This window comes from Chryseobacterium sp. II3a (genome assembly GCF_057815135.1).
Window position 1 is genome coordinate 64522 of record NZ_JBYPZJ010000011.1, and the last position, 24653, is coordinate 89174.

Below are 24653 nucleotides of genomic sequence, written 5' to 3' on the forward strand. Positions count from 1 at the left end.
ACAAAAAAATGGAATACAGAAAATTAGGAAACACCGATCTTGAGCTATCCGCAATTACTCACGGAGCTTTTGCCATCGGTGGAAATATGTGGGGCGGTAATGAAAAACAGGATTCTATTGACTCTATTCATGCTTCATTGGACCACGGAGTAACTTCTATTGACACGGCTCCTTTTTATGGTTTCGGATTAAGTGAAGAAATGATTGGTGAAGCCATCAAAGGGAAAGACCGCTCAAAGATCCAGTTGTTAACCAAATTCGGTTTAGTTTGGGATGGAAGTAACAATGGAAAGGGAGAATTTTTCTTCGATGCTGAAGAGGAAGGAAAATCAATTCCGGTTTATAAATTCGCTTCTAAAGAAAACATCATCAAAGAAGTTGAAGAAAGTTTAAAAAGACTGGGTACTGATTATATCGACCTTTTACAGCTTCACTGGCCAGACAGCACAACAGCGGTCAGCGAGACCATGGAAGCTATGGAACTACTGATACAACAAGGAAAAGTTCGTGCTGCCGGAGTAAGTAACTACAGTGTAGCCCAAATGGAAGAGGCTAACAGATCTTTACAATTGGCAAGCAACCAGGTTTCTTACAGCATGCTGAACCGCGCTATTGAAAATGATCTTGTTCCTTATTCTTTAGAAAACAATTCAGGAATCATCGTATACAGTCCGATGGAAAGAGGTCTTTTGACAGGTAAATATTTCAAGGATAACAAATTAAAAGATAACGACCACAGAAACGGCTATTTCTCTCAGTTTGATTTAAATAAAGTAAAAAATTTCTTAGAAAAAATTGAACCTATCGCTCAGGAAAAAGGAGCCAGCCTTTCTCAATTGGTATTAAGATGGACTACCCTGCAGCCAGCAATCACAGTAGTATTGGCAGGAGCAAGAAATGCCCAGCAAGCTGTTGAAAATGCTAAAGCGATGGATATCAATCTTTCTCAGGAAGAATTAAACTTCATCAATTCTGCTTTAAACGAGATTTAATATATAAGTTGGGGGCTGGAAGAGGGGGGGTGGAAGTACTGTCAGGTTATTGATAACTTTCAGTACTTGAACCTATTATTATCAGACTGTAAGATGTAAATAAGAAGTTGAAAACACTAGCATGCATTGTTAACTTACAGTCTGTCAATTTAAATAACAACAACCTAATCCATAAAATATCAGTTGTTGACCAGCTTCAAAAACATCCTCTCTCCTCCAGTTTCCTTTCTCTTTAATGGAAAGTAAAACCGGAAGTATTATTCAATAAATGGAATGCCAGTTGTTCATAGACTTCAACAACTCCCTTCTTCCAGCTTCCAACTTCCCTTCTTATTTAACCTATACATCATAAAATATGAAAAAGAATCTGATCAAAATGTTCGGACTGGTTACCCTATTGACTATAAACAGCATTTCATTAAACGCTCAAATCCTTGTTAATCCAGAAGATCAATCATGGTATCCTTCTGCTTACGGAGCTCAGGATGAAATAGGAGCTGCTAATTTATTAACACCCGAAGTAGTAAAACAAGCACTTGGATTGGTAAAACAAGGTAAAACATTAGCACTTGCTGTTCCTATTGATAAAAACTTACCCGCTTTCAGACACAGAAGTTTCAATCTATACAACATCCAACCCGGAGAACAGGGCGGAAAAAGTATAGGTCCCAACAAGTTTACATTCAATGACGAATTAGTCAATGGATGGACCGGCGTAGGAACTCAGCTTAACGGGATTGGACATATCGGGATTGATAACGTTTACTATAACGGAAATAAAGCAACTGATTTTGTAACTGTAGAAGGTGTAAAAAAGCTAGGTGTTGAAAAAGTACCACCATTTGTCACCAGAGGTATAGTCCTTGATATGGTGAGACATTATGGAAAAGCAATTGTGCCTGGTGGAACAGAATTTACTGTTGAAGATATCACAGCTGTTTTAAAGAAACAGGGTCTTACACTAAGAAAAGGAGATGTTATTCTTTTCAATACGGGATGGCTCGAACTGATCGGTAAAGACAACAAACAGTTCTTAGAAACAGAACCTGGAATCGGGATGGAAGCTGCAAAATGGTTAGCTGACCAGGGCATTGTTGCTTTTGGTGGTGATACCTGGGCTTCAGAAGTATATCCCAACCCAAAAAGTAAAGAAGAGTTTCCCATCAACCAATATATGCTGGCTAAAAAAGGAATCTATAATCTGGAACTGATTGACAGCCGCCCTTTGGTTAAGCAAAAAATTTGGGAATTTTTATTTGTACTGGGGCAGCCTCTGTATGTAGGATCTACTCAGGTGAATGTGAATCCTGTCGCTATTTACTAAAGATAGAGATCTCGCTTAAAACCTATAACATACTAAAAAAGAGAGACAACGTAATTCCGGTTTTGAAAAAATAAAACTAACCTTTAGAATTTATTTTAGAATTAATACTTAAAACAGGTTACAATGTCACTTTGCTTCTTGCATTAAAATAGCCTTTCAAAAATGAAAGGCTATTTTATTCAATAAAGTAAATGTCTGTAAATGATGCAGGCTTCAATAAGCCCCCATTCCTAACTGCACAGCATCCTTACTCTGCCATTATTTTGCTATCGACATATGTGTACTGATGGCAATCCTATTCCATGCATTGATCGTCACAATCGCCATAATAATCTGTGCAATCTGATTGTCATCAAAAAATGATTTTGCTTTCTGATAGGTTTCTTCAGTTAATCCTTTATCGCTTATCAATGTAATCTCCTCTGTCATAGCCAAAAGCACCTGCTCCTCTCCTGTAAAGAACTCTTTTGCTTCTGTCCACCCGTTCAGAATAAAAATTCTTTGAGGAGTTTCTCCATATTTGATAGCATCTTTTGTGTGCATATCAAGGCAGAAAGCACATTTATTGATCTGTGAAGCCCTGATTTTAATTAATTCCTTTTGAATATGAGTTAAAGATGTATTCTGTAAATACCCTTCTAATCCCATCATAGCTTTGTACGCTGCTGAATCTACTGTTGCAATGTTTAATCTTGCGCTCATTATATTTATTTTTTGGTTAATTGATCTATACTAAAAGAATATCCTTGCTGAACAGCTAATAAAAGAGCCGCAGCACTTCCCACCCAGACTGAATAATCGAAAGGAGCCTTAGGACCTAGTGCTATAGCCATTGATAGTGCAAAAATCAATAATAAGATACTGCTTCCATAAGCTGCAATCCTGGTTTTAAAACCTATAATCAGCATCAATGGAAATAGAATTTCTAAACATGTGGCCGCATAAGCTGATAGGGTACTCAATGTTTCTGGAAGAAAAAAGGTCAGTGATCTTGTATATTCTATAAACTTGGTCATGTTTCCCCATGATGAGTTTTCTGCACTCCATAATCCGAATCGGTCGGCTATTGCAGAAAGCATGGTGACCGAAAGGGCCAGTCTTAAAAATAGCTGTGGAAATTGATTTTGTGTATTTGTCATTGCATTAGCTTTTAATCACATGACAAATTTCCGATATCTGATCCGTAAAAAACTTAAACTGGTTTAAGAACGTAATTTTGCTTTAATTTCACTTAAATATTCCGGAGTAAAACCAAGAAATGAAGCAATGAGATATTGAGGAATCCTTTGTATAAACCAGGGATACAGCGTACTGAAATGTACATACAACTCTTCCCTTGAATATTCAGTAAGGTAGCGGAGCTTCCTTTCAGAAGCGGCATAGGCTCTTTGATAAATAATTCTGAAATATTTTTCCATCACGGGATGTTTCTCCAATAATAATTCCTGACTTTTAAAATCAATGATAAGAATGGTAGACTTTTCCACTGACTGGATATTAAAATCCGTTTGTAATTGTCTCTCATAAGCAAACGTATCGGTAATCCACCAGTTTTCAATGGCAAACTGTGTTGTATGCTCTACTCCTTTTTCATTAATAAAATACTTTCTCAGGCAGCCTTCTATCACAAAATACATATTTCTACAAATTTCGCCTTCCAGCATCAGACTTTGTTTTTTCTTCACCTTCAATACCTCAAAGAATGAAAAAATCGAAATATACTCTTCATCTGTTACTGTAATAAATTTATTTAAATGTGCCTTGAAATTATCCATCTTTAGAATTGAATACTCAAACTTAACTTTATTTTTTTAGTTTTACAATGACAAAATATGAAATCATGGAACTCGTTGCTAAAATTCTGATCGCAGTTGTTGCACTGGAACATCTCTATATTCTTTGGATGGAAATGTTCGCATGGGAAACCAAAGGAAAAGAAGTTTTCAAAGCTGCTTTACCTGCAGAAATGTTTAAACCTACAAAAGGATTGGCCGCCAATCAGGGATTATATAACGGTTTTCTGGCTGCCGGACTCATCTGGTCTTTTCTGATTAAAGATCCACAATGGCAGGATAATATTGCACTTTTCTTTTTAGGATGTGTGGCTATAGCGGGTATCTATGGTGCTGTTTCTGCTACAAAGAAAATCTTTTTTGTTCAGGCACTTCCAGCAATATTGGCAATTCTTGCTGTTTTACTGAAGTAATTTCATTCGTCATATTGTAAAAATATCTATTAAAAACATCTGCATTATAAAACCACTTTTATCGTTAATGATAAGGGGAAATTTACCATAAGCATCTCGCTCCATAATATGACTTAAAACCAGCTTCTTAGATCCTAAAAAATCCATTTAAAATAAAATTCGTAAATTTGCAACGCCGTAAAAATCTGATACACAGGTTTTTTATACTGGCCTACATTTTGATGAAATGTAGAAATTCAAGTTGTTCTGTACACATATCTTTTATTACCTCATCAGTAATTTAATTATAGAATTCATGTAAAAGATTAACTTCTTTTTACATAAGACACTCTTTTTTCTAGAGTAAAATCTATTGAAATATTTAAAATAAACATAGGGCCAAGCGCTTTATGCTTTTATTTTATTGTTATAAGCTTTTATCATTATAAGCTTGGCAGATTATTTTTTATACTCGTCACCAAAAGAACAACACCAAAAGATTAAATGTTTAATCTTGGAATGATGTACACATTGTATATCAATTATTAATTAAAAATTCTGAATATGGAAAAAAATGAAAACAGTAGAAAAGTAAAACTTAAAGTTGAAGATCTGACTATTATTTTTGGTAAAAACAAAGAAAAAGCACAGGAACTTTTAGACAAAGGTTTTTCCAAAAAGGAAATTCTTGAAAAAACAGGCTGCACAGTAGGAATCAATAAAGCAAGTTTTGAAATCTATGAAGGGGAATTCTTTGTTATCATGGGGTTGTCCGGAAGCGGAAAATCTACCTTGCTGCGTTGTCTTAACAGGCTGAATGAGCCTACTTCGGGTAAAGTATATATCAATGACGATGATATTACCAGTAAAAACAATAAAGAACTTCTGGAAGTAAGAAGAACAGAGATGAGCATGGTATTTCAAAAATTTGGATTACTTCCTCATCACAATATCTTAGATAATGCAGGTTTCGGACTTGAAATCCGAGGGGAAAGCAAAGCCTCCAGGGATGAGAAAGCGCAGAAAGCCCTGGATATTGTAGGCTTAAACGGTTTCGAAAACCAATATCCTTTCCAACTCTCGGGGGGAATGCAGCAACGAGTAGGATTAGCAAGAGCTTTGGCCAACGATCCGGAAGTATTGCTGATGGATGAAGCCTTCTCTGCTCTGGATCCACTGATAAAATCTGAAATGCAGGATCAGATGCTGGAATTACAAAACACTTTACAAAAAACGATTGTCTTCATTACCCACGATTTGGACGAAGCCATTAAAATTGGAGACCGTATCGTCATTATGAAAGATGGGGTTATAGAGCAGATAGGAACGGCTGAAGATATTTTAACCAATCCTGCAAGCGACTATGTAAAAGCGTTCGTAGAGAAAGTAGACCGTAAAACAATTATCACTGCAAGATCTCTGATGTTCGATAAAGCTACAGTGGTTCGCTTTAGAAAAGATGGTCCTGAAGGAGCTTTAAGAAAAATGAGAGCAACAGGATTAGAAAACTTACCTGTTGTAGATTTCCAAAACAAATTCCTTGGTTTTGTAACGCTTAACGACGTTGTCAGAATTGCCAAAAAGAAAGAACCTACGGTAGAATCAATTATCAACAGTAATGTACCTTCTGTTTATCCCGAAGTAACGGTGGAAGAAATGCTTCCTTTAATTTCAGGAAGTAAATCTGCCATTGCTGTTGTAGATGAAAACAATAAATTTTTAGGTCTTGTCACCCAATTATCTCTTGTCATAGAAGCTACCAAATTTAACGAAGAAGAAATTATTGAATTAAAAGAAATCGCAAACAACCAATAAGATGAATAAAATTATAGATATAGGTCAATATGTAGAAACTGCAATCAATTGGCTCACAGAAAATGGAAAACCTGTATTTGATGTCATAAAACATGTAGGAAATGCTTCTATCATGGGGATTGAATGGGTATTGATAAACACTCCTTTTTATGTAATTATCCTCTTCATTACCCTTTTAGCATTATGGAAAGCCGGAAAAGGTATTGCCATTATTACAGCAGCAGGGCTGAGTTTGATATTTATGATGGGATTATGGAAAGAAACTATGGAAACGTTGGCACTTATCTTCGTAGCAACCATCACGGCCCTTGTTCTCTCTATCCCTCTTGGAATTTTAGCCGCTAAAAACAAAATCGCAGCAAAAATTATCCGCCCCTTACTGGATTTAATGCAAACTATGCCCGCCTTCGTTTACCTCATTCCTGCTGTCCTATTTTTCAGTATCGGAAAAGTACCCGGTGCTTTTGCAACCATCATTTTTGCAATGCCGCCAGCAGTACGTTTAACAACATTGGGAATTGAATCTGTCCCGAAAGATATTGTAGAAGCGGCCCGCGCTTTTGGAGCCACCAGCCGTCAGATATTATTTAAAGTAGAACTTCCTCTGGCCATGAAAACTATTTTAACAGGGGTTAACCAAACCATACTCTTATCATTATCCATGGTTGTGATTGCCGGAATGATTGCCGCAGGCGGATTAGGAGAAAAAGTTTTGGAAGGAATTAATAATCTGGATATCGGACTGGGATTTGAAAGTGGATTATCCGTTGTTATTTTAGCGATTATCCTCGATAGGATTACCCAGGGATTTGTAAAGAAAAAACAATAAAATGAAACAATTAAAATATCTATTTTTTCCCATTTTAATGATCACACTGGCTGCATTACATTCATGTGGAAATATAAAAAACTCTAAATATATTACCATAGGAATGGTAGACGGCTGGGCTGAAGATGTAGCGATGACTCATGTTGCCAAAGCCATTCTGGACCAGCAGGGCTATCATGTCATTATTCAGAAAGCCTCTACAGATATGATTCTGGCTTCAATGAATAATGAAGAAACAGACCTTTTTATGGGAGTCTGGCTTCCTTACACTCACGCTAAAAAGCTGGCTAAATTTCCCGGATTAACACATCTTGGAACCAATTATGACAATGGCCGCATTGGATTGGTAGTTCCTGAATATGTTCCGATTAAGTCTATTGAAGACCTTAACCAACATCAAGAACAGTTCAATCACAGAATTATCGGGATTGAAAAGGGTGCAGGGTTGACAACAGGAACTGATAAGGCTATTATTGATTATAAGTTGGATTACAAACAGATCAATTCCTCTACCATTGCCATGATCACCGAATTACAGAACGCTATACAGCGTAAACAATGGATTGTAGTAACAGGATGGCAGCCCCACTGGATGTTTGGTAAAATGAAACTGAAATTTCTTGACGATCCCAAAAAGATATTTGGTGAAGCAGAACAGATCAAAACTTATGCGAGAAAAAGCTTTAGTACAGATCATCCGGAACTGGCAAAGTTTTTTTCTAAACTCCATTTTGATGATGAGACCATGTCTGATCTCTTAATCCAAATGGAACACAGTAAAAATAAAGAAGCCACTGCTCAAAAATGGGTAGAAGAGCATGCTGAACTAATCAATACCTGGTTAGATAAAAAGTAATTGAGCCAATTATTTAAAACCACTAAAAATCCTCAACTCTATCGGGTCTGAGGATTTTTTATTGCCTTTTTAAGATTCAGAAGAGTTCATCGACTCCTTAATTTTCTCTCTGTGAAGTATTCCCCAGTTCACCAGTGTCTCTGTTACCGGAAATACAGATTTCCCATATTCTGTAACAGCATAAGTGACTGTAATAGGTTTTGTATCCTGAATTGTTCTCGTAATCAAAAGATTTATTTCCAGTTCTTTCAATTCTTTACTCAACATTTTAGCAGAAATTCCGTCAATACCACGTTCCAGTTTTTTAAAATGAATCTGTTGATCCGTTCTGTTGGTCAGATAACGAAGAATCATCAATTTCCATTTTCCCCCAAGAACATCCAGGCTATCACGCATAGCGAATAATTCCTCGGTACAAGTTGCTTCTCTTTCTGTTCCGTTTTCAATAATTTTTGCCATAATAGTTTCATCAAGGTAACTAGTAACCATTTGTTAACTAGTAGCAAATATAAACTATTCCTGTTTTACATTTGTACATCAAATTAACAATATGAAAGCAGTTATTTTAAATAAGAATTTTAAACTTAAAGACGGTTTTGTTGAAAAACCTCAACCCAAAAACAATGAAGTATTAATTCATATCAAAGCCAGTGGCTTCAATCCCATTGATTACCAAATGCTGGAAAATGAACTGGAAAGAAAATTAATCAGTTCACCCATTTTAGGGAGAGAATTATCGGGAATTGTTGTAGAAAAAGGAACTGATGTCACTCAGTTTAACATCGGAGATGAAGTATTTTGTGGCAGTGGTTCTATGGGAAGCAATGGTACTTATGCAGAATATATTTCAGTTCCGGAAGTCATTGTTGCTCTCAAACCCCAAAATATATCCTTTGAACAGGCTGCTTCTATTCCATCAGCAGGATTGACTTCCTTACAAATCTTTAAAAGACTGAAATTACAGCCGGAGCAAACTATTCTTATTACTGGTGCTGCCGGAGGAGTAGGTTCTTTTTTAATCAAAATTTTATTGGCTCACCAAATTGAAAATTTCATTGTTACAGTAGGCAGTGAAGAAAATAAACAAATGCTTTTAACCCTGGGGGTAAAAGACCATCAAATTGTCAATTACAAAGAAGAAAATCTTGTAGACAATATTTTAAAAGCCAATCAACAGCAACTTTTTGACATCGGAATTGATCTGGTTGGAAATTACATGGCTGAAGTAACGGCTGAAGTCTTGAAAATCAATGGAACCTATGTAGATGTAACCGCCCTCGTCACCCAAAAAGCTCATGAAATTCTCTTCAACAAAGGAACCTTGATTATGAATATCTCTAACTATACATACGGCATGGTTAAGCAGTATGATTACTACAAAAACAGTCTGGAGGAAATTGCACAACTTATTGAAAATGGCGCCATCATTCCATCACAACATAAAATAATAGGTAATCTTTCTTTGGAAACTGTTCTGGAGGCACACTCCATCCTTAAAAATAATCAGACCCAAGGTCATAAACTTATCATGAAAAATTCATAAACCAATGAACAAAATACCAAGACGCATCGTAACAGGAATCAGAGACGGAAAATCTATTATTGTAGAGGATCAGCAGGTAAAAAATGCAGTAGAACATTTCCCCGGGCTGATTATTTCAGATGTATGGAACACTCAGACAATGCCAGCAAGCTTAGGCTTTGAAAACAAAATTCCCAATACAGGATTTCCACAAACCCCTAAAAACGGAACCTATTTCCGATATGTAGTAGTTCCACCAGATAAAGATTTAGGAGTTGAATTCAAGAAAGGAGAACCTCATCCGATGATGCACCAAACTCCAACATTAGATTATATCATTATTCTTTCCGGGGAACTTTATCTCATTATGGAGGAAGGAGAAACCCTCCTAAAACCGGGAGACATCGTAATCCAACGAGGAACAAACCATGCCTGGAGCAACAGGTCCAATGAACCATGTATACAATTGGCTGTTTTAATAGACGCTGAAGTTATAAAGTAAAAGTATTTCCCACGGATTACACAAATTTCACAGATGAAAAAATACCTGTATAATCTGCAAAAGATTTAATTTTTATTGGAAATTTCACAAGCGATAAAATAATGTACAAAATCCATGTTGCTATGTGGTTAAAAATTAAAACACATAGCAACATAGATTTTTAAACGTTCCTTAGCCTACAAAGCGGAAATCTCCAACAATTTCTGTTTCATTTTTTCAGGAGTCAGTAATCCTTCCTGATAGTATACTAAATTCTGATTTTTGTCCAGAAAAATCCACAACGGATATACAGGCTGTTCCTTATTTTTAGACAAAGCCAAAGCTAATTCATGAATTCCCGAATTTCCATTGGATAAATACTCAAATTCTTTCCCTTGAAAACTGATTTTTTCCCTCGTCTTTTCAGGCTCAAAATGAATCAGGTAAAAGTGATCGTTCATTATTTCCACCAGATCTTTATCTTTATTCAAACGATAAGATTCTATTTTACAGACTGAGCACCAATCTGTATAAAGATGAATTACAACGGGCTTAGGAGATTCTTTTTGCAGATGCTCCAGTTCAGAAAAAGTCCCTGTCTTCATCTGAGACAAATAAAGACAGGGCACAAACATTAAAAATAAAGCAAAAGGTCTCATTTTAGTATATATTTTACCCCCAGGAATCCTCTGATACGCTGCATTGGAGCGTAGCCGTATGCTGTATCGAAAGTATAATGGTTTGGATTGCTGACAGGATCATCAACATGTTTATCAAACGGGTCAAAAGGCCTCATCAGAGGATCTTTAGGAGTAAAGTTGAATAAATTTTTAATTCCACAATAGACTTCAAAACCAGACTTAAAACTCTTTGAAACCTGAATATTAGCCAGCGAATAGAATGGAGAATACTCAGGACGGAAGTCATTCGGTAAAATAGGAAGTCTCATTGGCCCATAAAACTGTCCTGTAAAATCTATGGTCAGATTACTAGGAAATTTATAGGTCAGATTATAAGTTCCACTCCATTTTGGAGCGTGAAGCTGCTGCGTTTTTTCATTGGCATCATCGTATTTCTGGTAGACATCAAGATACGTTACTCCCAAATTAACGCTTAATGGGAAAGCAAAACTGAAATCTACGTTCAAGGAAGCTCCTCTGGAAATTCCGTATCCATGAAGATTGTCATATATAATTTTATTCGGATCAGAATCGAAATCACCAACGATTTTATTACTGAAATAGGTATAGAACGCAGAGGCATCAAGGTTCACCATTCTTGTTCCTACAGGAATCTTCCATATATAATTTAAATTTCCGTTCACAGATCTTTCAGGCTGCAAATCTGATTTTACTACCACTTCTCTGGAACCTGTCAATGCAGCATGATCCTCAGTAAAAAGATTGACTACTCTGAATCCTGTTCCGAAATTGAATCTTAGCGTATGATATGGATTCGGCGAGAATTTCCACGCAAATCTTGGAGAATGCACAGAATGATGTACTTTATCATAATCATAACGATAGCCTAGCAACAAGGTATTTTTATCATTAATCTCCCATTGATCCTGAACAAACACGCCCCAAATAGGTGATTTCATCGGTGCATTGGTTACTCCATCGGAAGCAAGTGTTCCTGGTGTATTATCATCATAAAAAGTTCTTTTAAAAGTTACCCCGGCTGTAATATCATGTTTTCCGAAGCTTCTGTCCCAATACGTCTGTACAAAGGTCACTTTCTGCAAAGCATTGAACGGATTCGCTCCATAAAAAGAATTCTGGTCATGATAATTATAAGAAAACTGAGTCACAACATGTCCTTTCATCGGCCATTCATACAACCCGAAAACTTCCGCTCTATTGGTATAAATACTTTCCCCATACACTTCATCACTTCCACGGAAAGATTTATTCCACTGCATTTCACCCCCAAAACGGTCTTCATATAGATATCTCATCGCAAAACTAGCCTGCCTGTTATCTTTTCTTTTAAAATTCCACTTGTTAAAAATAGAAATCCTGTCCTGTAGAGTGCTATCGGTAAAATTATCTTTGTTCTGGTCTATTCTTTCTTTAAAGCTGAAATAATTTAAGCTCAATAGTGAAGCTACATTCTTTCCAAGATTAAACTTGGTTGAAAGATCAAGGTTATTTTCAGCCCATGAGCTGGTCATCATATCTACGCTCAACTTAGGAGCCGTTAAAGCATTTTTTGTAATGATATTGATAACTCCACCCATTGCTTCGGAACCATAAATGGAGGAAGCAGGGCCTTTCACCACTTCTATTCTATCTACCAGACTATTAGGAATTCCACTTAATCCGTATACTGTAGAAAGAGAACTTACAATTGGCATTCCATCAATCAAAATCATTGTATAAGGTCCTTCCAGACCATTAATGTGAATATCTCCTGTATTACATACCGAGCAATTCAATTGTGGTTTTACCCCATTGACCATTCCGATGGCTTCAAAAATACTTGGAGTAGGATTTTTCTGGAAAAATTTCTGACTGTAAATCTCAACCGCCACCGGACTTTTGGATCTGCTCATCGGTTTTATGGTCCCGGTAACCACTACATCATCAATAGTACTTGTCTTAAACTCTTTTTTCGAAACCCTTGCGGAATCTGTTTTTATAGGTTGATTTAAACTTAAACTATCTGTCTCCTGGGCAAAACAATATGAGGATAAAAAAGTAATAGAAAATAATATTCGCTTCATGAAATTAAAATTGTTAGACAAATCTAACAATTATTTTTGAAATACAAAACTTACCGATAAATATTTGATTGAGCCAATTCGTGAAAAATGATTAAATTTGAGAAACTACATATGAAAGTAAAATGAGATATCATCTATCGGGAAACATCCCACAAAAAAGGCATACAGTCTTTAAATCTCCGGAAGATAAATTTTACTATGAACAGCTTTTCGGAACCGAAGGTTTTCATGGGATCTCTTCTCTATTGTACCATATTCACCGCCCAACACAGATCAAATCAATCGGGGAGCCGAAAGATGTAACTCCGAAAATTGCGGTGGATAAAAATATTACGCCAAGAATGTTCAAGGGAATGAATGTAACTCCTGAGGACGATTTCATGGACAGCCGTAAGATTCTTTTGATGAATAACGACCTGAAAATGGGATTGGCCAAGCCAAGAAAATCGATGGATTATTTCTACAAAAATGCAGAATGCGACGAACTTTTATTCGTACATGAAGGCAGTGGAGTTTTAAAAACCTTTGTGGGAGATCTTGAATTTGTAACCGGCGACTATCTTATTATCCCAAGAGGAACTATTTATCAGGTAGAATTACAGTCTGAAAACACAGTGTTCTTCGTATTGGAAAGCCACTCTCCTATTTACACCCCGAAAAGATACAGAAATGAATTCGGGCAGCTTTTGGAACATTCTCCATTCTGCGAGAGAGATATTATTGCTCCTGTTTTCAAAGAACCTAAGGATGAAAAAGGAGAATTCTTAATTAAAGTAAAAAAAGAAAACCAGATTACAGATTTCATCTATGCAACACACCCATTTGATGTGGTAGGCTGGGACGGATATTTTTATCCTTATAAATTTAATATCAAAAACTTTGAACCCATTACCGGAAGAATTCACCAGCCGCCACCGGTTCACCAAAATTTTGAGGCGCATAACTTTGTGGTATGCTCATTCTGTGCAAGAATGTATGACTATCATCCACAGGCAATTCCGGCTCCTTACAATCACTCCAATATTGACTCTGATGAGGTATTATTCTATACGGAAGGTGATTTTATGAGCCGTAATCATATCGACTTAATGGACTTCACCCTTCACCCGGGAGGAATCGTTCATGGTCCTCACCCAGGAGCAATGGAAAGAAGTATCGGTAAAAAATTCACGGAAGAATATGCAGTAATGGTAGACCCTTTCCGTCCTTTAAAAATTACGGAAGAAGCTTTAAAAGTGGAAGATCCATCTTATAAAACTTCATGGTTAGAATAAAACAGGAAAAGGTCTTTCCGATTATTGAGAAAAACTATTACTGAATACATACAAAAGCTGCTTTAAATCCTTTATTTAAAGCAGCTTTTTTTGTAAATTTGTAAGGTATGGTTCACATATACGGCCATCATTATTTTTCATATCGCATCCTAAGTAATGGTGGTTTAATAAAAATCAATATTACATGTTAGAAAGAATCAGATTAGAAAGTCTACACGAAAAGGTAACTACAGCAGAAAACGCTGTAAAAATGATTAAAGACGGGATGACCATCGGGTCAAGCGGCTTTACAAAAGCAGGTGACAGCAAAGCCATTTTGCCGGCACTCGCAGAAAGAGGAAAAACAGAAGACCTTAAAGTCACTTTAATGACCGGCGCTTCATTAGGCCATGGCACCGATGGTAAACTGGCAGAAGCAAATGTTTTAAAGAAAAGAATGCCCTTCCAGGTAGATCCTACTTTAAGAAACAAAATCAATAAAGGAGAAATTCTCTTCATCGATCAGCATTTAAGTGAAAGTGCCGAACTTCTTCATACCAAAAACCTTCAAAGCATTGATGTAGCCATTATAGAAGCTGCTTATATTGAAAGAGACGGAAGTATTGTTCCTACTACTTCAGTAGGAAATTCAGTAACTTTTGCCGCTTTGGCTAAAAAAGTAATCATTGAAATCAATACGGAAGTTCCTGAAGAAGTATATGGTATCCACGATATTTACCAAGCAGAAGATTATCCATACAGAAATGTCATCCCAATCGTAGCTCCATGGAATAAAATCGGAAGAAAAAGTATTCCTGTAGATCCTAATAAAATTGAAGCTATTGTTTTCACCAATCTTAAAGACAGCCCAGCTGATATTGCAGAACCGGATGAAAAAACAACGGCAATTGCCAAACACCTTCTCGCCTTCTTTGAAAATGAAGTTCAGTTAGGACGTCTTACAGACAGATTACTTCCTCTTCAGGCAGGAATTGGGAAAGTAGCCAATGCTGTACTTACAGGATTTAAGGATAGTAATTTTTACGATTTAACCATGTTTTCTGAAGTGCTTCAGGACAGTACCTTTGACCTTATAGACTCTGGTAAACTAAGCTTTGCATCGGCATCTTCTATTACTGTTTCCCAAGAATGCTATGAAAGAGTTTTAGGAAACCTTTCAAAATATAAAGATAAATTTGTTTTAAGACCTCAGAATATATCCAATACACCAGGATTAATCAGAAGATTAGGAGTAATCGCCATCAATACCGCTATTGAGTTCGATATTTATGGAAATGTAAACTCTACTCATATTGGCGGAACAAAAATCATGAATGGAATTGGAGGTTCCGGAGACTTTGCCAGAAATGCTTACTTAAGTATTTTTGTGACCCAGGCCGCTTCCAAAGGAAATAATATTTCCCATGTGCTTCCAATGGTTTCTCACACAGACCATACAGAACATGATGTTGATATTTTGGTAACAGATGTAGGACTGGCTGATTTAAGAGGATTAGCCCCAAGAGAAAGAGCCCAGAAAATTATTGATAACTGTGTTCATCCTGATTACAGAGAAGAGCTGCAATCTTATTTTGACAGAGCCTGTGAACGTGGCGGACATACCCCTCACCTGCTGGAAGAAGCTTTCAGTTGGCATTTACGTTTCTCTGAAACCGGAAGCATGAAGCAGCAGATAGCAGCTGAAGTTTCCAATTAAGAATTTTACAATCCAATTAAACCTTATAGAAGGATCAGATGTTATGCATTTGGTCCTTTATTTTTTTTATTACAATTAGATGATTCATTAATATGATAAAAGTCTTTTAATCTCCTTTATAATATTTTAAATAAATAGAGATATAAAGATTATCTTTGAGAGAGGTTAGGCATTTATGAATAAGAATTAGTCAGTAATTTTATAATAAAAGATAAAATATGAATAATTACATTAGCGCAGAAGAAGCAATATATACGATAAAAAGCGGTAACCGTGTTTTTTTCCATGGCAGCGCATGTACTCCGAATTATCTGATTGACGAACTGGCAAGGCAGGCACACAGATTAGATAATGTAGAAATGGTTTCTATTACCCAGCAGGGAAACATAGAAATTGCAAAACCGGAGTATAAAGACAAATTTTTTATCAACTCCTTATTCGTATCTACACCGGTTCGTGAAGCTGTAAACTCGGACAGAGGAGACTTTGTTCCCGTATTTTTAAGTGAAATTCCAATCTTATTCAGAAAAAACATCCTTCCGCTGGATGTTGCACTGATCACTGTTTCTCCACCTGACAAACATGGGTTCTGTACCTTGGGAACTTCAGTAGACATTGCAAGAGCAGCTGTAGATACTGCGAAAACGATTGTGGCAATGGTAAACCCAAAAATGCCAAGAACTCATGGAGACGGAATGATCCATATCAGCAGAATCCATAAACTGGTCTGGCATGAGGTAGAGCTCCATACTGTAGATTATAGTTCTAAAGTAGGCCCTGAAGAAATGCTGGTAGGGAAAAATGTAGCAGAACTTATCGAAGACCGTTCTACCCTGCAGATGGGGATCGGAACCATTCCTGATGCTGTTTTACAATGTCTGCATAACCATAAAGACCTCGGAATTCATACAGAAATGCTGAGTGACGGAGTTATAGACCTGATTCAGGATGATGTCATTAATAACAAATACAAAGGCTATAACGATAATAAAACCATTACAAGTTTCTGCTTCGGAACCAGAAAACTGTATGATTATGTGGATGATAATACCGTTTTTGCTTTCAGAGATGTAAGTGAAGTCAACTTTCCGATCAATATCATGAAAAACAAAAAACTGGTAGCTATCAACTCTGCGATTGAAATTGATCTTACCGGACAGGTATGTGCAGACTCTATTGGAACGTTACAATATAGCGGCATCGGCGGACAAATGGACTTTATGCGTGGAGCAGCATTAAGTGAAGATGGAAAGCCCATTATTGCGATCACTGCAAGAACGAAAAAAGGAATTTCAAGGATTGTTCCTTTTCTGAAGCAAGGAGCAGGTGTAGTGACTACAAGAGGTCATATTCATTATGTGGTTACAGAATACGGTACGGCTTATCTATATGGTAAAAACCTTCGTCAAAGAGCACAGGAGCTGATTAGCATTGCTCATCCAGATGATAGAGAAATGCTTGAAAGAGCTGCTTTTGAAAGATTTAAGCACTGACAATCAAATATTAATACTTTTTAACTTTAATTTTTATTTAGAATTTAAAAATATATCTTTAACTTATACCAATAAAACATAAAAAAGCCTTAATATTTTGGCAATGTTTTTGATAAAAATCTTTCTAAAACGAGGAAATTGAAGACTATATATAATTCTATACGAGAAGAAGTTGTAAAGCATTCGAAGGTAAGGAATTCTGTTTTGGGGAATGTGAGTGAATGGAAGAGAAGCCATTATATTATTCTTTCCGAAATCATTAAAGATGAACTTTCTGAAGCTGAAGAACTTAAAGGGGGTAAAAAGTTTGAGATCGGGAATACGATTTCCCATGTCACCCTACAGCGTTTTTTTGAAAACGATTATCAGGATAAAACCCACAGCGATTTAAGATTCTTAAAAACCCTGGATAAAATATGTATTTTCCTGGGATACAAAGACCTTAATGACTATATCCTTTCTATAAGACATAAAAAGAAAGATCAGGATGATACTGGTGATGTTTCCTATATGACCAGGTTGGTATATGATTATTGTGCCAGAGCTTTTGAGTTCTGCAAAGAGTTTCCCAACCATAATACTGAACTTTTCAAGGACCTTGTATTTGATGACTCTCCGTTTCTGGAAAGAATTTCACAGTTTAGTAAAGAACTCTGTGACAAAGAATTTCAATTAGTAACCAAGAATAACCGTTCCAACTATGAAGTTTTTGACATTCATGTAGTAACGGATGAACCCGAAAAAAAAATACTGGAGACTCAGGAATTCTGGAACCTATTATTTAAAGTAGGAGAAACCGGTGAGGAACATTTTGTTAACCAGCTCAGCACACAAATTTATTTCTTCAAAAAAATAGATAATACTTGGAAGATCTGGGACAATTATAATCCTGACGCCGGAATGCTCAACAGAAAGATAGAAACCACTGTATAACAAGTTAAAATAAGAAAGCCGCAGAGATTATCTGCGGCTTTCATGTTCGAAATATTTTTTTCTCACTTGTTTTTTGTATTACAAATGTAGGCAGGTTATTTTAAACTTAAGAAACTTAAATATACTTAAGTGAACATTTCTTAAACTTTATGTTAAATATATTCAAGGAATCGGCCCTAATATTTTCGCTATATCCAAGAATTTTGTAATTTGCATACCAATAAAATAAAAGTAAAAGAGAAAATATGTCAACACTTACATTTGCCGAGAAGATTGCTCAAGCAGAGAATTTCTTACCGATCAACGGTACAGATTATATTGAGTTTTATGTAGGAAATGCAAAACAGGCGGCCCATTATTACAAAACCGCTTTCGGTTTTCAGTCTGTAGCATATGCGGGTCCTGAAACAGGAGTAAGAGACCGCGCATCTTATGTGCTTCAACAAGGAAAAATCAGATTAGTGCTTACTACAGGACTTACCTCTGAATCTCCTATCAACGAACACGTAAAAAAACATGGTGACGGAGTAAAAATTTTGGCACTTTGGGTAGATGACGCGTATGCAGCATTCGAAGAAACAACTAAAAGAGGTGGAAAACCTTATTTAGAGCCTGTAACTTTAACTGATGAGCATGGTGAAGTAAGAATGTCTGGTATTTATACTTACGGAGAAACTGTTCACATGTTTGTAGAAAGAAAAAATTACAACGGAGCTTTCATGCCTGGATATGAGAAATGGGAAAGTGACTACAAGCCTGAAGAAGCTGGTTTATTGTATGTAGACCACTGTGTAGGAAACGTAGACTGGAACAGAATGATCCCTACTGTAGAATGGTATGAAAAAGTAATGGGATTTGTAAACATCCTTTCTTTTGATGACAAACAGATCAATACAGAATATTCTGCATTGATGTCTAAAGTAATGTCCAACGGAAACGGATATGCAAAATTCCCAATTAACGAACCTGCAGAAGGTAAAAAGAAATCTCAGGTAGAAGAATATCTTGACTTCTATGAGGGAGAAGGGGTACAGCACATTGCTGTTGCTACCAAAGACATTATTCATACAGTAACTGAACTTAAAAAGCGTGGTGTAGAGTTCCTTTCAGCTCCGCCAGAAGCTTATTATGATATGGTTCCTCAAAGAGTGGGTCATATTGATGAAGATCTTAAGAAACTTCAAGACTTAGGTATACTTATTGATCATGATGAAGAAGGATATCTATTACAGATCTTTACTAAGCCTGTAGAAGACCGTCCTACTCTATTCTTCGAAATTATTGAAAGACACGGTGCACAGAGTTTTGGAGCCGGAAACTTCAAAGCATTGTTCGAAGCATTAGAAAGAGAACAGGAAAGAAGAGGAAATCTTTAATTTTACAACCAAAAATATTTAGTTTTGTCAGGATGCAAGGTTCTGACAAAACTTTTTTATAAAACACAGCATAATGAGAAAACTTTTAATTGGAATTTTATTCTTTGGAACCTTAGGTGTAAAAGCACAATATGGATCACTGAATGCAGTTCTGGACAGACTTGAAGCAAGAAGAGGTATCAATCAGAATCTTGAAAAGGTAGATATTGACAACAAAAAATTTATCTTCATTAAAGATGAAGCAGATCATACAGAACGAGATTTTATTGTTATTAAAGGGAACAACGCCACCTATGTAGAGGTTTTTGATGATAAAGCCACCGGAGAAAGCAGTTCCAATGTCTTTACCGGCGATATTGTCAGAAAGAAGAACATCATTTCTTTACGAGCGGATGTGCTTGAAGGCAAAAAAATCCCTATGCCTGTTACAAAAACATTATTGCTTACCCAACAGGATAACATTCTCTATCTCATTGATGTCAATACAAGAGACCGATGGATTGATGAAGCCTCTTACTCAAAAAAGGCAAAATAAACATTCGGGGAAAGTTTCTCAGGATGATATTTTAATCTAACTAATATCTAAACTTATGAAATCATTTGTAGACTATTCCTCAAATTCGGATTTTTCTATACACAATATTCCTTTCGGAGTGGCAGTATTCAACAAAGAATATATCGGATGCTGTACAAGAATTGGAGATCAGGTTATTGATCTTGCCACCCTTTATGATCTTGGCTATTTTGAAGACATTGAAGGCTTGGACGATAATGTTTTTGAAGCTTATACTATCAATGAATTTATTGAACTGGGTAAACCTGTTACCAATGCAGTTCGTACCAAAATCCAGGCATTATTACAGGAAGGGTCTGCTTTGTCAAAAGATCAAAAAACAATTGAAGAAGCTTTCTATGACCTTGATAAGGTAAAAATGATGATGCCTGTTCACATTCCAAACTATACAGACTTCTACAGCAGTATTGAGCATGCTACCAATGTAGGAAAAATGTTCCGTGATCCAGCGAATGCATTATTACCAAACTGGAAGCATTTACCGGTAGGATATCATGGAAGAGCTTCCTCTATCGTTGTTTCCGGAACGGAAATTAACCGCCCGAAAGGTCAAACAAAACCTGCTGATGCTGACAAACCTGTTTTCGGACCTTGTAAGCAGTTAGATTTTGAACTGGAAATGGCTTTCATCATCAACAAAAATACGGAGATGGGAGAAAGTATTTCCATTAAAGATGCTGAAGATGCGATCTTCGGAATGGTTGTATTCAACGACTGGTCTGCAAGAGACATCCAGGCATGGGAATATGTTCCACTAGGACCATTCCTTGCAAAAAACTTTGGATCATCTATTTCTCCGTGGGTAGTTACTCTTGAAGCGTTGGAACCATTCAGAACAGCTTCTCCTACACAGGACCCTGAAGTTTTAGATTATTTGAAATTTGAAGGAGACAAAAACTACGATATCAACCTTGAAGTATATATTCAACCTGAAAACGGAGAACAAAACCTGATCTGCGAAAGCAACTACAAACACATGTACTGGAATATGACCCAACAATTGGCTCACCACACCGTAAATGGATGTAATGTAGAAGTTGGTGATATGTACGCAAGTGGAACGATTTCAGGAAGTGATCCAAAATCTTTCGGTTCTATGCTTGAGTTAACATGGAGAGGCCAAAATCCTTTATCATTAAGCAACGGTGAAGAAAGAAAATTCATTGAAGATAACGATACCGTTACCATGAAGGCCTGGGCCGAAAAAGATGGTGTGAGGGTAGGTTTCGGTGAGGTTTCTGGTAAAATTATCCCAACACTTTAAGATAAAAAATAAACGTTAGATGCTTCGACTTCGCTCAGCATGACATCGCTATAAATATGCTGTAAAATAACAGTTAGTATTAGATTTGTCATGCTGAGCGTAGCCGAAGCATCTTCTTTTTAACATACATTGAATACTTAAGTTTAATTAAGTGCCCAAATAAAATATGAAAACAGTAATTCCATCCGAAATAACCTCCGTACAGCTTCAGACCATTATGCAGACAGCCGTTTCACCACGCCCCATTGCATTGGCTTCTACGGTGGATAAAAACGGTAACAGCAACTTATCTCCATTCAGTTTTTTCAATATGTTCAGTACGGTTCCTCCGATTCTGATCTTTTCACCATCGAGGAGAGTGCGTGACAATACCACCAAGCACACCCTTGAAAATGTATTGGAAGTAGCGGAAGTGGTCATTGGAACTGTAAATTTTCCGATTGTACAACAGATTTCTTTGGCTTCTACAGAATATGAAACAGGAGTGAATGAATTTGTAAAATCCGGATTGACTATGAAAGATGCCGATCTGGTAAAACCCAAACTGATTGAAGAATGCCCTGTAAATTTTGAATGCAAAGTTTTAGAAGTAAAATCTTTAGGCGATCAGGGGGGAGCAGGAAATCTTGTCATCTGTGAAGTTCAGAAGATTCATATCAGAGAAGAATACCTGAATGAAGCCGGAAACCTGGATCAGGAAAAATTGGATATGGTAGCCCGTCTAGGCAGCAACTGGTATTCCAGAAATAACGAAAACAACCTTTTTGAAGTCCCTAAACCCTTAGTAACAAAAGGAATTGGTTTTGATCTTTTACCCGATGCGATCAAATACAGTAAAGTATTTACAGGAAATGATTTGGGAATGCTGGCTAATGTTGAAGTATTACCATCCGGAGAATATTATTCAGAAACAGCTATTCATCTGGATGCACAAAAATTATTACTGGAAAGCAAAATTGAAGAAGCCTGGAAGATTTTAATTAAATAGATCAACCACATGAATAAAAAGATCTTATTCCTTGTTCTATTAATCACTTTACAGTCCTGTCATATTACTCATGTAAAAAAAGATTATGGGATTTACAGTAAATCATTAGTATTTTCAAAAGACAAAAAATGGCTGATTAACAACATCAAAACTGGGGTAGAGTCTTACCACAGAGAAATGATGAGTAAAGAAGTTATGAAACTATTTCAAGATCTAAGCAATGGCAATGCTTTTGATTTAAAAACAGCCAAAGCAGAAAATATAATCCAGAACAGTATTCCATTTGAACCGGAAATGGAAGATCTCGAGACTTTGAAAAACAACTCTGATTTTAATTATCTGGTCAATATTTATACCATGAAAGTCAATAACGGTTTAGATCGTGCAGCTGGCGAGCTGTATGAATATAAAAAAAATGAAACGTTTGCTATGATGGACATCTATGATATTAAAACCATGAAAAAAATATATTCATTGAAAGCATATTCGGAACTTTCAGTGGATAAAGGTGAAAAAGCAAACATTTTCACTCCAACAACCGAAATGATGACCATGAAAAACTTCAGAAGTCTTTTAAAATCTGTAAAAAAGAATGCTGTAAAAATCGAACAATAATTCAATAAAAAAAGGAGTGAAAATTTCACTCCTTTTTTGCTACAACGAACACTAAATAATTATTTAGTATCTAATGTTTTTGAAATGGTAATTTTACCCTTTTCTGCAAACTCAGTTGCCTTACCGTTTTTATCGATGGAAACATTGAGGTTATCATTCTTGGAATCATAGTAAACGAAAGTAGCATATCCAGGGCAATCATGTTGCTTACATCCATGCAGTTTATAGATCCCAGCTTCAGATACGATAGGACTTTCTACGTTGAAATTTTTTATCATTTCATCATAATCTTTTCCTACCAATTTTTTCAATCTTTCAGTTAAATTCTTGTCTTCGAATAATTTGATATCATGAGGATACTTTCCATCATTTTTGGTAATAATTTCAACTGCAGCAGTCTTTGAAGGAGCTGCAACCGAAGCTGAATCTGTCTTTGGTGCCACAGCTGAATCTTTTGGCTGTACCGTAGCTAAGGAGTCTGTGCTTACAGAAGATTCTGTTTTAGCTTCTTTTTTACAGGAAACAACAGTTCCTGCTAATGTTAGCGCTAGTGCGCCCATAATAACTTTTTTCATAATGATATTTAGTATGTGATTATTATATTACAACGTGATTTCTTCTCATTTTATTTTTAAATCTCAATCGTCGAAATTCCATAATAATGATTTTCTATTTTAAATATTGGGTCAAAAAAGCAATACATTTTTCAGTTACAGTCTCCAGATCTTCCGGCAAATGAGAGTCTGTCCAAGGTTCTTTGGCTCCAAAAGTGTGGTTCCCATTTTCGATAAGAAAAAGTTCTGAATTTGGATTCAAAATATGAAGATGTTCAGCATGTTTTACATCTACAGCTTCATCATGCGTTCCATGAATGATAAGCATATACGCTTTAGCCATTTCAGCAGCCCGTTCTACATCAAAACGATGTATATTCTTTTCGTAATCTTCATAAAACTGATAGTAATGAGGCATTTCCTGTTTGGTACGCCCATTTAAAGAATAGTACACACCTTCCTTTTTCCAGTTTTCAAACAAGTCACCTTGTGGAAAACGATCTAAGGTATCTACACTGGCCAGCGTAATCAATCCATTGATTCTCTCATCCTCAAAAGTTTTAATCATAGAGATCCCTCCTCCTCTACTGTGCCCTATCAGAATTATTTTTTCAGAATCTACGTGTGAATTTTGAATAAAATGGTCAATAACAACCCCCAAATCAGATAATTCTTTGGTATAATTGTTATTCCCAAAGGATTCAAGGTCAGCAAAATGATGAGGATCATCTACTGTAGTTCCATTATGAGAAAAATTAAACTTTACAAAAAAGAAACCTGCTTTAGCAAACTTTTCGCCCATTAAATCCCATGCTCCCCAGTCTTTATATCCTTTATATCCATGGACAAAAATAACCAAAGGCTGTTTTTTTTGAGCATCATTATAAAAAGCATCAGCAAGGAAACCTTTTGTTTCTTTATTTTCTAAATAAATATTCTTTTCACTAATCAAATTCATAAAATAATTGGCTTTTATTCAATATCCTTTATATTTAGAATACTAATTGTAATTTATGAAAAAAACTTTACTTTTTTTGTTTTTAATTACGTTTTTTGTTATCTGCAGCCTGCTCAACAGGTGAGAAATTTATTATAAAAATTGATGTTTATCATTCAATAAATAACTGAATATTTTGTCTGAATATCTTATCTCCAAG

Annotated in this window: 25 protein-coding genes; 17 read left to right on the top strand and 8 right to left on the bottom strand. The window is 36.1% G+C overall.

All coding sequences use genetic code 11. From position 1 onward, the window contains the following. Positions 1–8 precede the first annotated feature (8 nt). Entirely contained in the window at positions 9–992 is a 984-nt protein-coding gene (locus AC3HD6_RS20560; RefSeq protein WP_488898025.1) for an aldo/keto reductase, read from the top strand. Positions 993–1347: 355 nt separating this feature from the next. Then, positions 1348–2316, top strand: a complete 969-nt coding sequence (locus AC3HD6_RS20565) for a cyclase family protein (protein WP_488898026.1) — start codon at positions 1348–1350, stop codon at positions 2314–2316. A 258-nt stretch (positions 2317–2574) separates the two neighbouring features. On the opposite strand, the gene AC3HD6_RS20570 is transcribed toward AC3HD6_RS20565, so the two are convergent. The 3 genes from AC3HD6_RS20570 to AC3HD6_RS20580 all read right to left on the bottom strand — a co-directional run bounded on the left by AC3HD6_RS20570 (position 2575) and on the right by AC3HD6_RS20580 (position 4091). Beyond that, a complete protein-coding gene (locus AC3HD6_RS20570) occupies positions 2575–3018 on the bottom strand; it encodes a carboxymuconolactone decarboxylase family protein (protein WP_488898027.1) in 444 nt (147 codons plus the stop codon). A gap of 5 nt (positions 3019–3023) precedes the next feature. Further along, a complete protein-coding gene (locus tag AC3HD6_RS20575; protein ID WP_488898028.1) occupies positions 3024–3455 on the bottom strand; it encodes a DoxX family protein in 432 nt (143 codons plus the stop codon). 63 nt (positions 3456–3518) lie between these two features. Continuing rightward, a complete protein-coding gene (locus AC3HD6_RS20580; RefSeq protein ID WP_488898029.1) occupies positions 3519–4091 on the bottom strand; it encodes a Crp/Fnr family transcriptional regulator in 573 nt (190 codons plus the stop codon). A gap of 65 nt (positions 4092–4156) precedes the next feature. Between AC3HD6_RS20580 and AC3HD6_RS20585 the strand changes: the two genes are divergently transcribed. The 4 genes from AC3HD6_RS20585 to AC3HD6_RS20600 all read left to right on the top strand — a co-directional run bounded on the left by AC3HD6_RS20585 (position 4157) and on the right by AC3HD6_RS20600 (position 8001). Next, positions 4157–4522: a DUF1304 domain-containing protein gene (locus AC3HD6_RS20585; protein WP_488898030.1), complete on the top strand. Its 366-nt coding sequence runs from the start codon at positions 4157–4159 to the stop codon at positions 4520–4522. A gap of 543 nt (positions 4523–5065) precedes the next feature. Then, positions 5066–6316, top strand: coding sequence for a quaternary amine ABC transporter ATP-binding protein (locus AC3HD6_RS20590; protein ID WP_488898031.1), 1251 nt, complete (start codon positions 5066–5068; stop codon positions 6314–6316). 1 nt (position 6317) lies between these two features. Continuing rightward, positions 6318–7145 carry an ABC transporter permease gene (locus AC3HD6_RS20595; RefSeq protein WP_488898032.1) on the top strand — a complete coding sequence of 276 codons (828 nt, stop codon included), beginning with the start codon at positions 6318–6320 and terminating at the stop codon, positions 7143–7145. 1 nt (position 7146) lies between these two features. Further along, positions 7147–8001, top strand: a complete 855-nt coding sequence (locus AC3HD6_RS20600) for a glycine betaine ABC transporter substrate-binding protein (protein ID WP_488898033.1) — start codon at positions 7147–7149, stop codon at positions 7999–8001. A gap of 69 nt (positions 8002–8070) precedes the next feature. On the opposite strand, the gene AC3HD6_RS20605 is transcribed toward AC3HD6_RS20600, so the two are convergent. Further along, positions 8071–8460 (bottom strand): winged helix-turn-helix transcriptional regulator, encoded by a 390-nt coding sequence (locus AC3HD6_RS20605; RefSeq protein WP_347218623.1) that lies wholly within the window; start codon positions 8458–8460, stop codon positions 8071–8073. Positions 8461–8551: 91 nt separating this feature from the next. Here AC3HD6_RS20605 and AC3HD6_RS20610 point away from each other — a divergent pair, with 91 nt between their 5' ends. Further along, a complete protein-coding gene (locus tag AC3HD6_RS20610) occupies positions 8552–9544 on the top strand; it encodes an NADP-dependent oxidoreductase (protein WP_488898034.1) in 993 nt (330 codons plus the stop codon). 4 nt (positions 9545–9548) lie between these two features. Continuing rightward, the gene (locus AC3HD6_RS20615) at positions 9549–10025 is read left to right on the top strand and encodes a cupin domain-containing protein (RefSeq protein WP_488898035.1); all 477 of its coding nucleotides are present in this window, start codon (positions 9549–9551) and stop codon (positions 10023–10025) included. 176 nt (positions 10026–10201) lie between these two features. On the opposite strand, the gene AC3HD6_RS20620 is transcribed toward AC3HD6_RS20615, so the two are convergent. Both AC3HD6_RS20620 and AC3HD6_RS20625 read right to left on the bottom strand, forming a co-directional pair. Then, positions 10202–10663: a thioredoxin family protein gene (locus AC3HD6_RS20620; RefSeq protein ID WP_488898036.1), complete on the bottom strand. Its 462-nt coding sequence runs from the start codon at positions 10661–10663 to the stop codon at positions 10202–10204. Next, on the bottom strand, positions 10660–12729 hold the full coding sequence (locus AC3HD6_RS20625) for a TonB-dependent receptor plug domain-containing protein (protein WP_488898037.1): 2070 nt from the start codon (positions 12727–12729) through the stop codon (positions 10660–10662). Before AC3HD6_RS20625 ends, AC3HD6_RS20620 begins: the two co-directional genes overlap by 4 nt. A gap of 122 nt (positions 12730–12851) precedes the next feature. On the opposite strand from AC3HD6_RS20625, the gene AC3HD6_RS20630 reads away from it, so the two are divergent. The 9 genes from AC3HD6_RS20630 (at position 12852) to AC3HD6_RS20670 (ending at position 22942) form a co-directional block, all read left to right on the top strand. After that, positions 12852–14003: a homogentisate 1,2-dioxygenase gene (locus tag AC3HD6_RS20630; protein ID WP_488898038.1), complete on the top strand. Its 1152-nt coding sequence runs from the start codon at positions 12852–12854 to the stop codon at positions 14001–14003. A 184-nt stretch (positions 14004–14187) separates the two neighbouring features. Beyond that, positions 14188–15699 (top strand): succinyl-CoA:acetate CoA-transferase ScpC, encoded by a 1512-nt coding sequence (scpC, locus tag AC3HD6_RS20635; protein ID WP_488898039.1) that lies wholly within the window; start codon positions 14188–14190, stop codon positions 15697–15699. Between the two features lie 218 nt (positions 15700–15917). Beyond that, positions 15918–17192, top strand: coding sequence for an acetyl-CoA hydrolase/transferase family protein (locus tag AC3HD6_RS20640; protein WP_488898040.1), 1275 nt, complete (start codon positions 15918–15920; stop codon positions 17190–17192). Positions 17193–17330: 138 nt separating this feature from the next. Then, complete coding sequence (locus AC3HD6_RS20645; RefSeq protein WP_488898041.1) at positions 17331–18125, top strand: hypothetical protein; 795 nt, start codon at positions 17331–17333, stop codon at positions 18123–18125. Between the two features lie 245 nt (positions 18126–18370). Continuing rightward, the gene (hppD, locus tag AC3HD6_RS20650) at positions 18371–19501 is read left to right on the top strand and encodes a 4-hydroxyphenylpyruvate dioxygenase (RefSeq protein WP_488898042.1); all 1131 of its coding nucleotides are present in this window, start codon (positions 18371–18373) and stop codon (positions 19499–19501) included. Between the two features lie 73 nt (positions 19502–19574). Beyond that, positions 19575–20036: a hypothetical protein gene (locus tag AC3HD6_RS20655; protein WP_488898043.1), complete on the top strand. Its 462-nt coding sequence runs from the start codon at positions 19575–19577 to the stop codon at positions 20034–20036. Between the two features lie 55 nt (positions 20037–20091). Continuing rightward, positions 20092–21339 (top strand): fumarylacetoacetase, encoded by a 1248-nt coding sequence (gene fahA / locus AC3HD6_RS20660; protein WP_068939576.1) that lies wholly within the window; start codon positions 20092–20094, stop codon positions 21337–21339. Between the two features lie 166 nt (positions 21340–21505). Beyond that, the gene (locus AC3HD6_RS20665) at positions 21506–22327 is read left to right on the top strand and encodes a flavin reductase family protein (protein WP_488898044.1); all 822 of its coding nucleotides are present in this window, start codon (positions 21506–21508) and stop codon (positions 22325–22327) included. 9 nt (positions 22328–22336) lie between these two features. Continuing rightward, entirely contained in the window at positions 22337–22942 is a 606-nt protein-coding gene (locus AC3HD6_RS20670; protein ID WP_488898045.1) for a hypothetical protein, read from the top strand. 59 nt (positions 22943–23001) lie between these two features. Here the strand turns inward: AC3HD6_RS20670 and AC3HD6_RS20675 are convergent, their stop codons facing one another. Together AC3HD6_RS20675 and AC3HD6_RS20680 are read right to left on the bottom strand one after the other, a co-directional pair. Beyond that, positions 23002–23517 (bottom strand): Ivy family c-type lysozyme inhibitor, encoded by a 516-nt coding sequence (locus AC3HD6_RS20675; RefSeq protein WP_488898046.1) that lies wholly within the window; start codon positions 23515–23517, stop codon positions 23002–23004. A 94-nt stretch (positions 23518–23611) separates the two neighbouring features. Next, the gene (locus AC3HD6_RS20680; RefSeq protein ID WP_488898047.1) at positions 23612–24454 is read right to left on the bottom strand and encodes an alpha/beta hydrolase family protein; all 843 of its coding nucleotides are present in this window, start codon (positions 24452–24454) and stop codon (positions 23612–23614) included. Positions 24455–24653 lie beyond the last annotated feature (199 nt).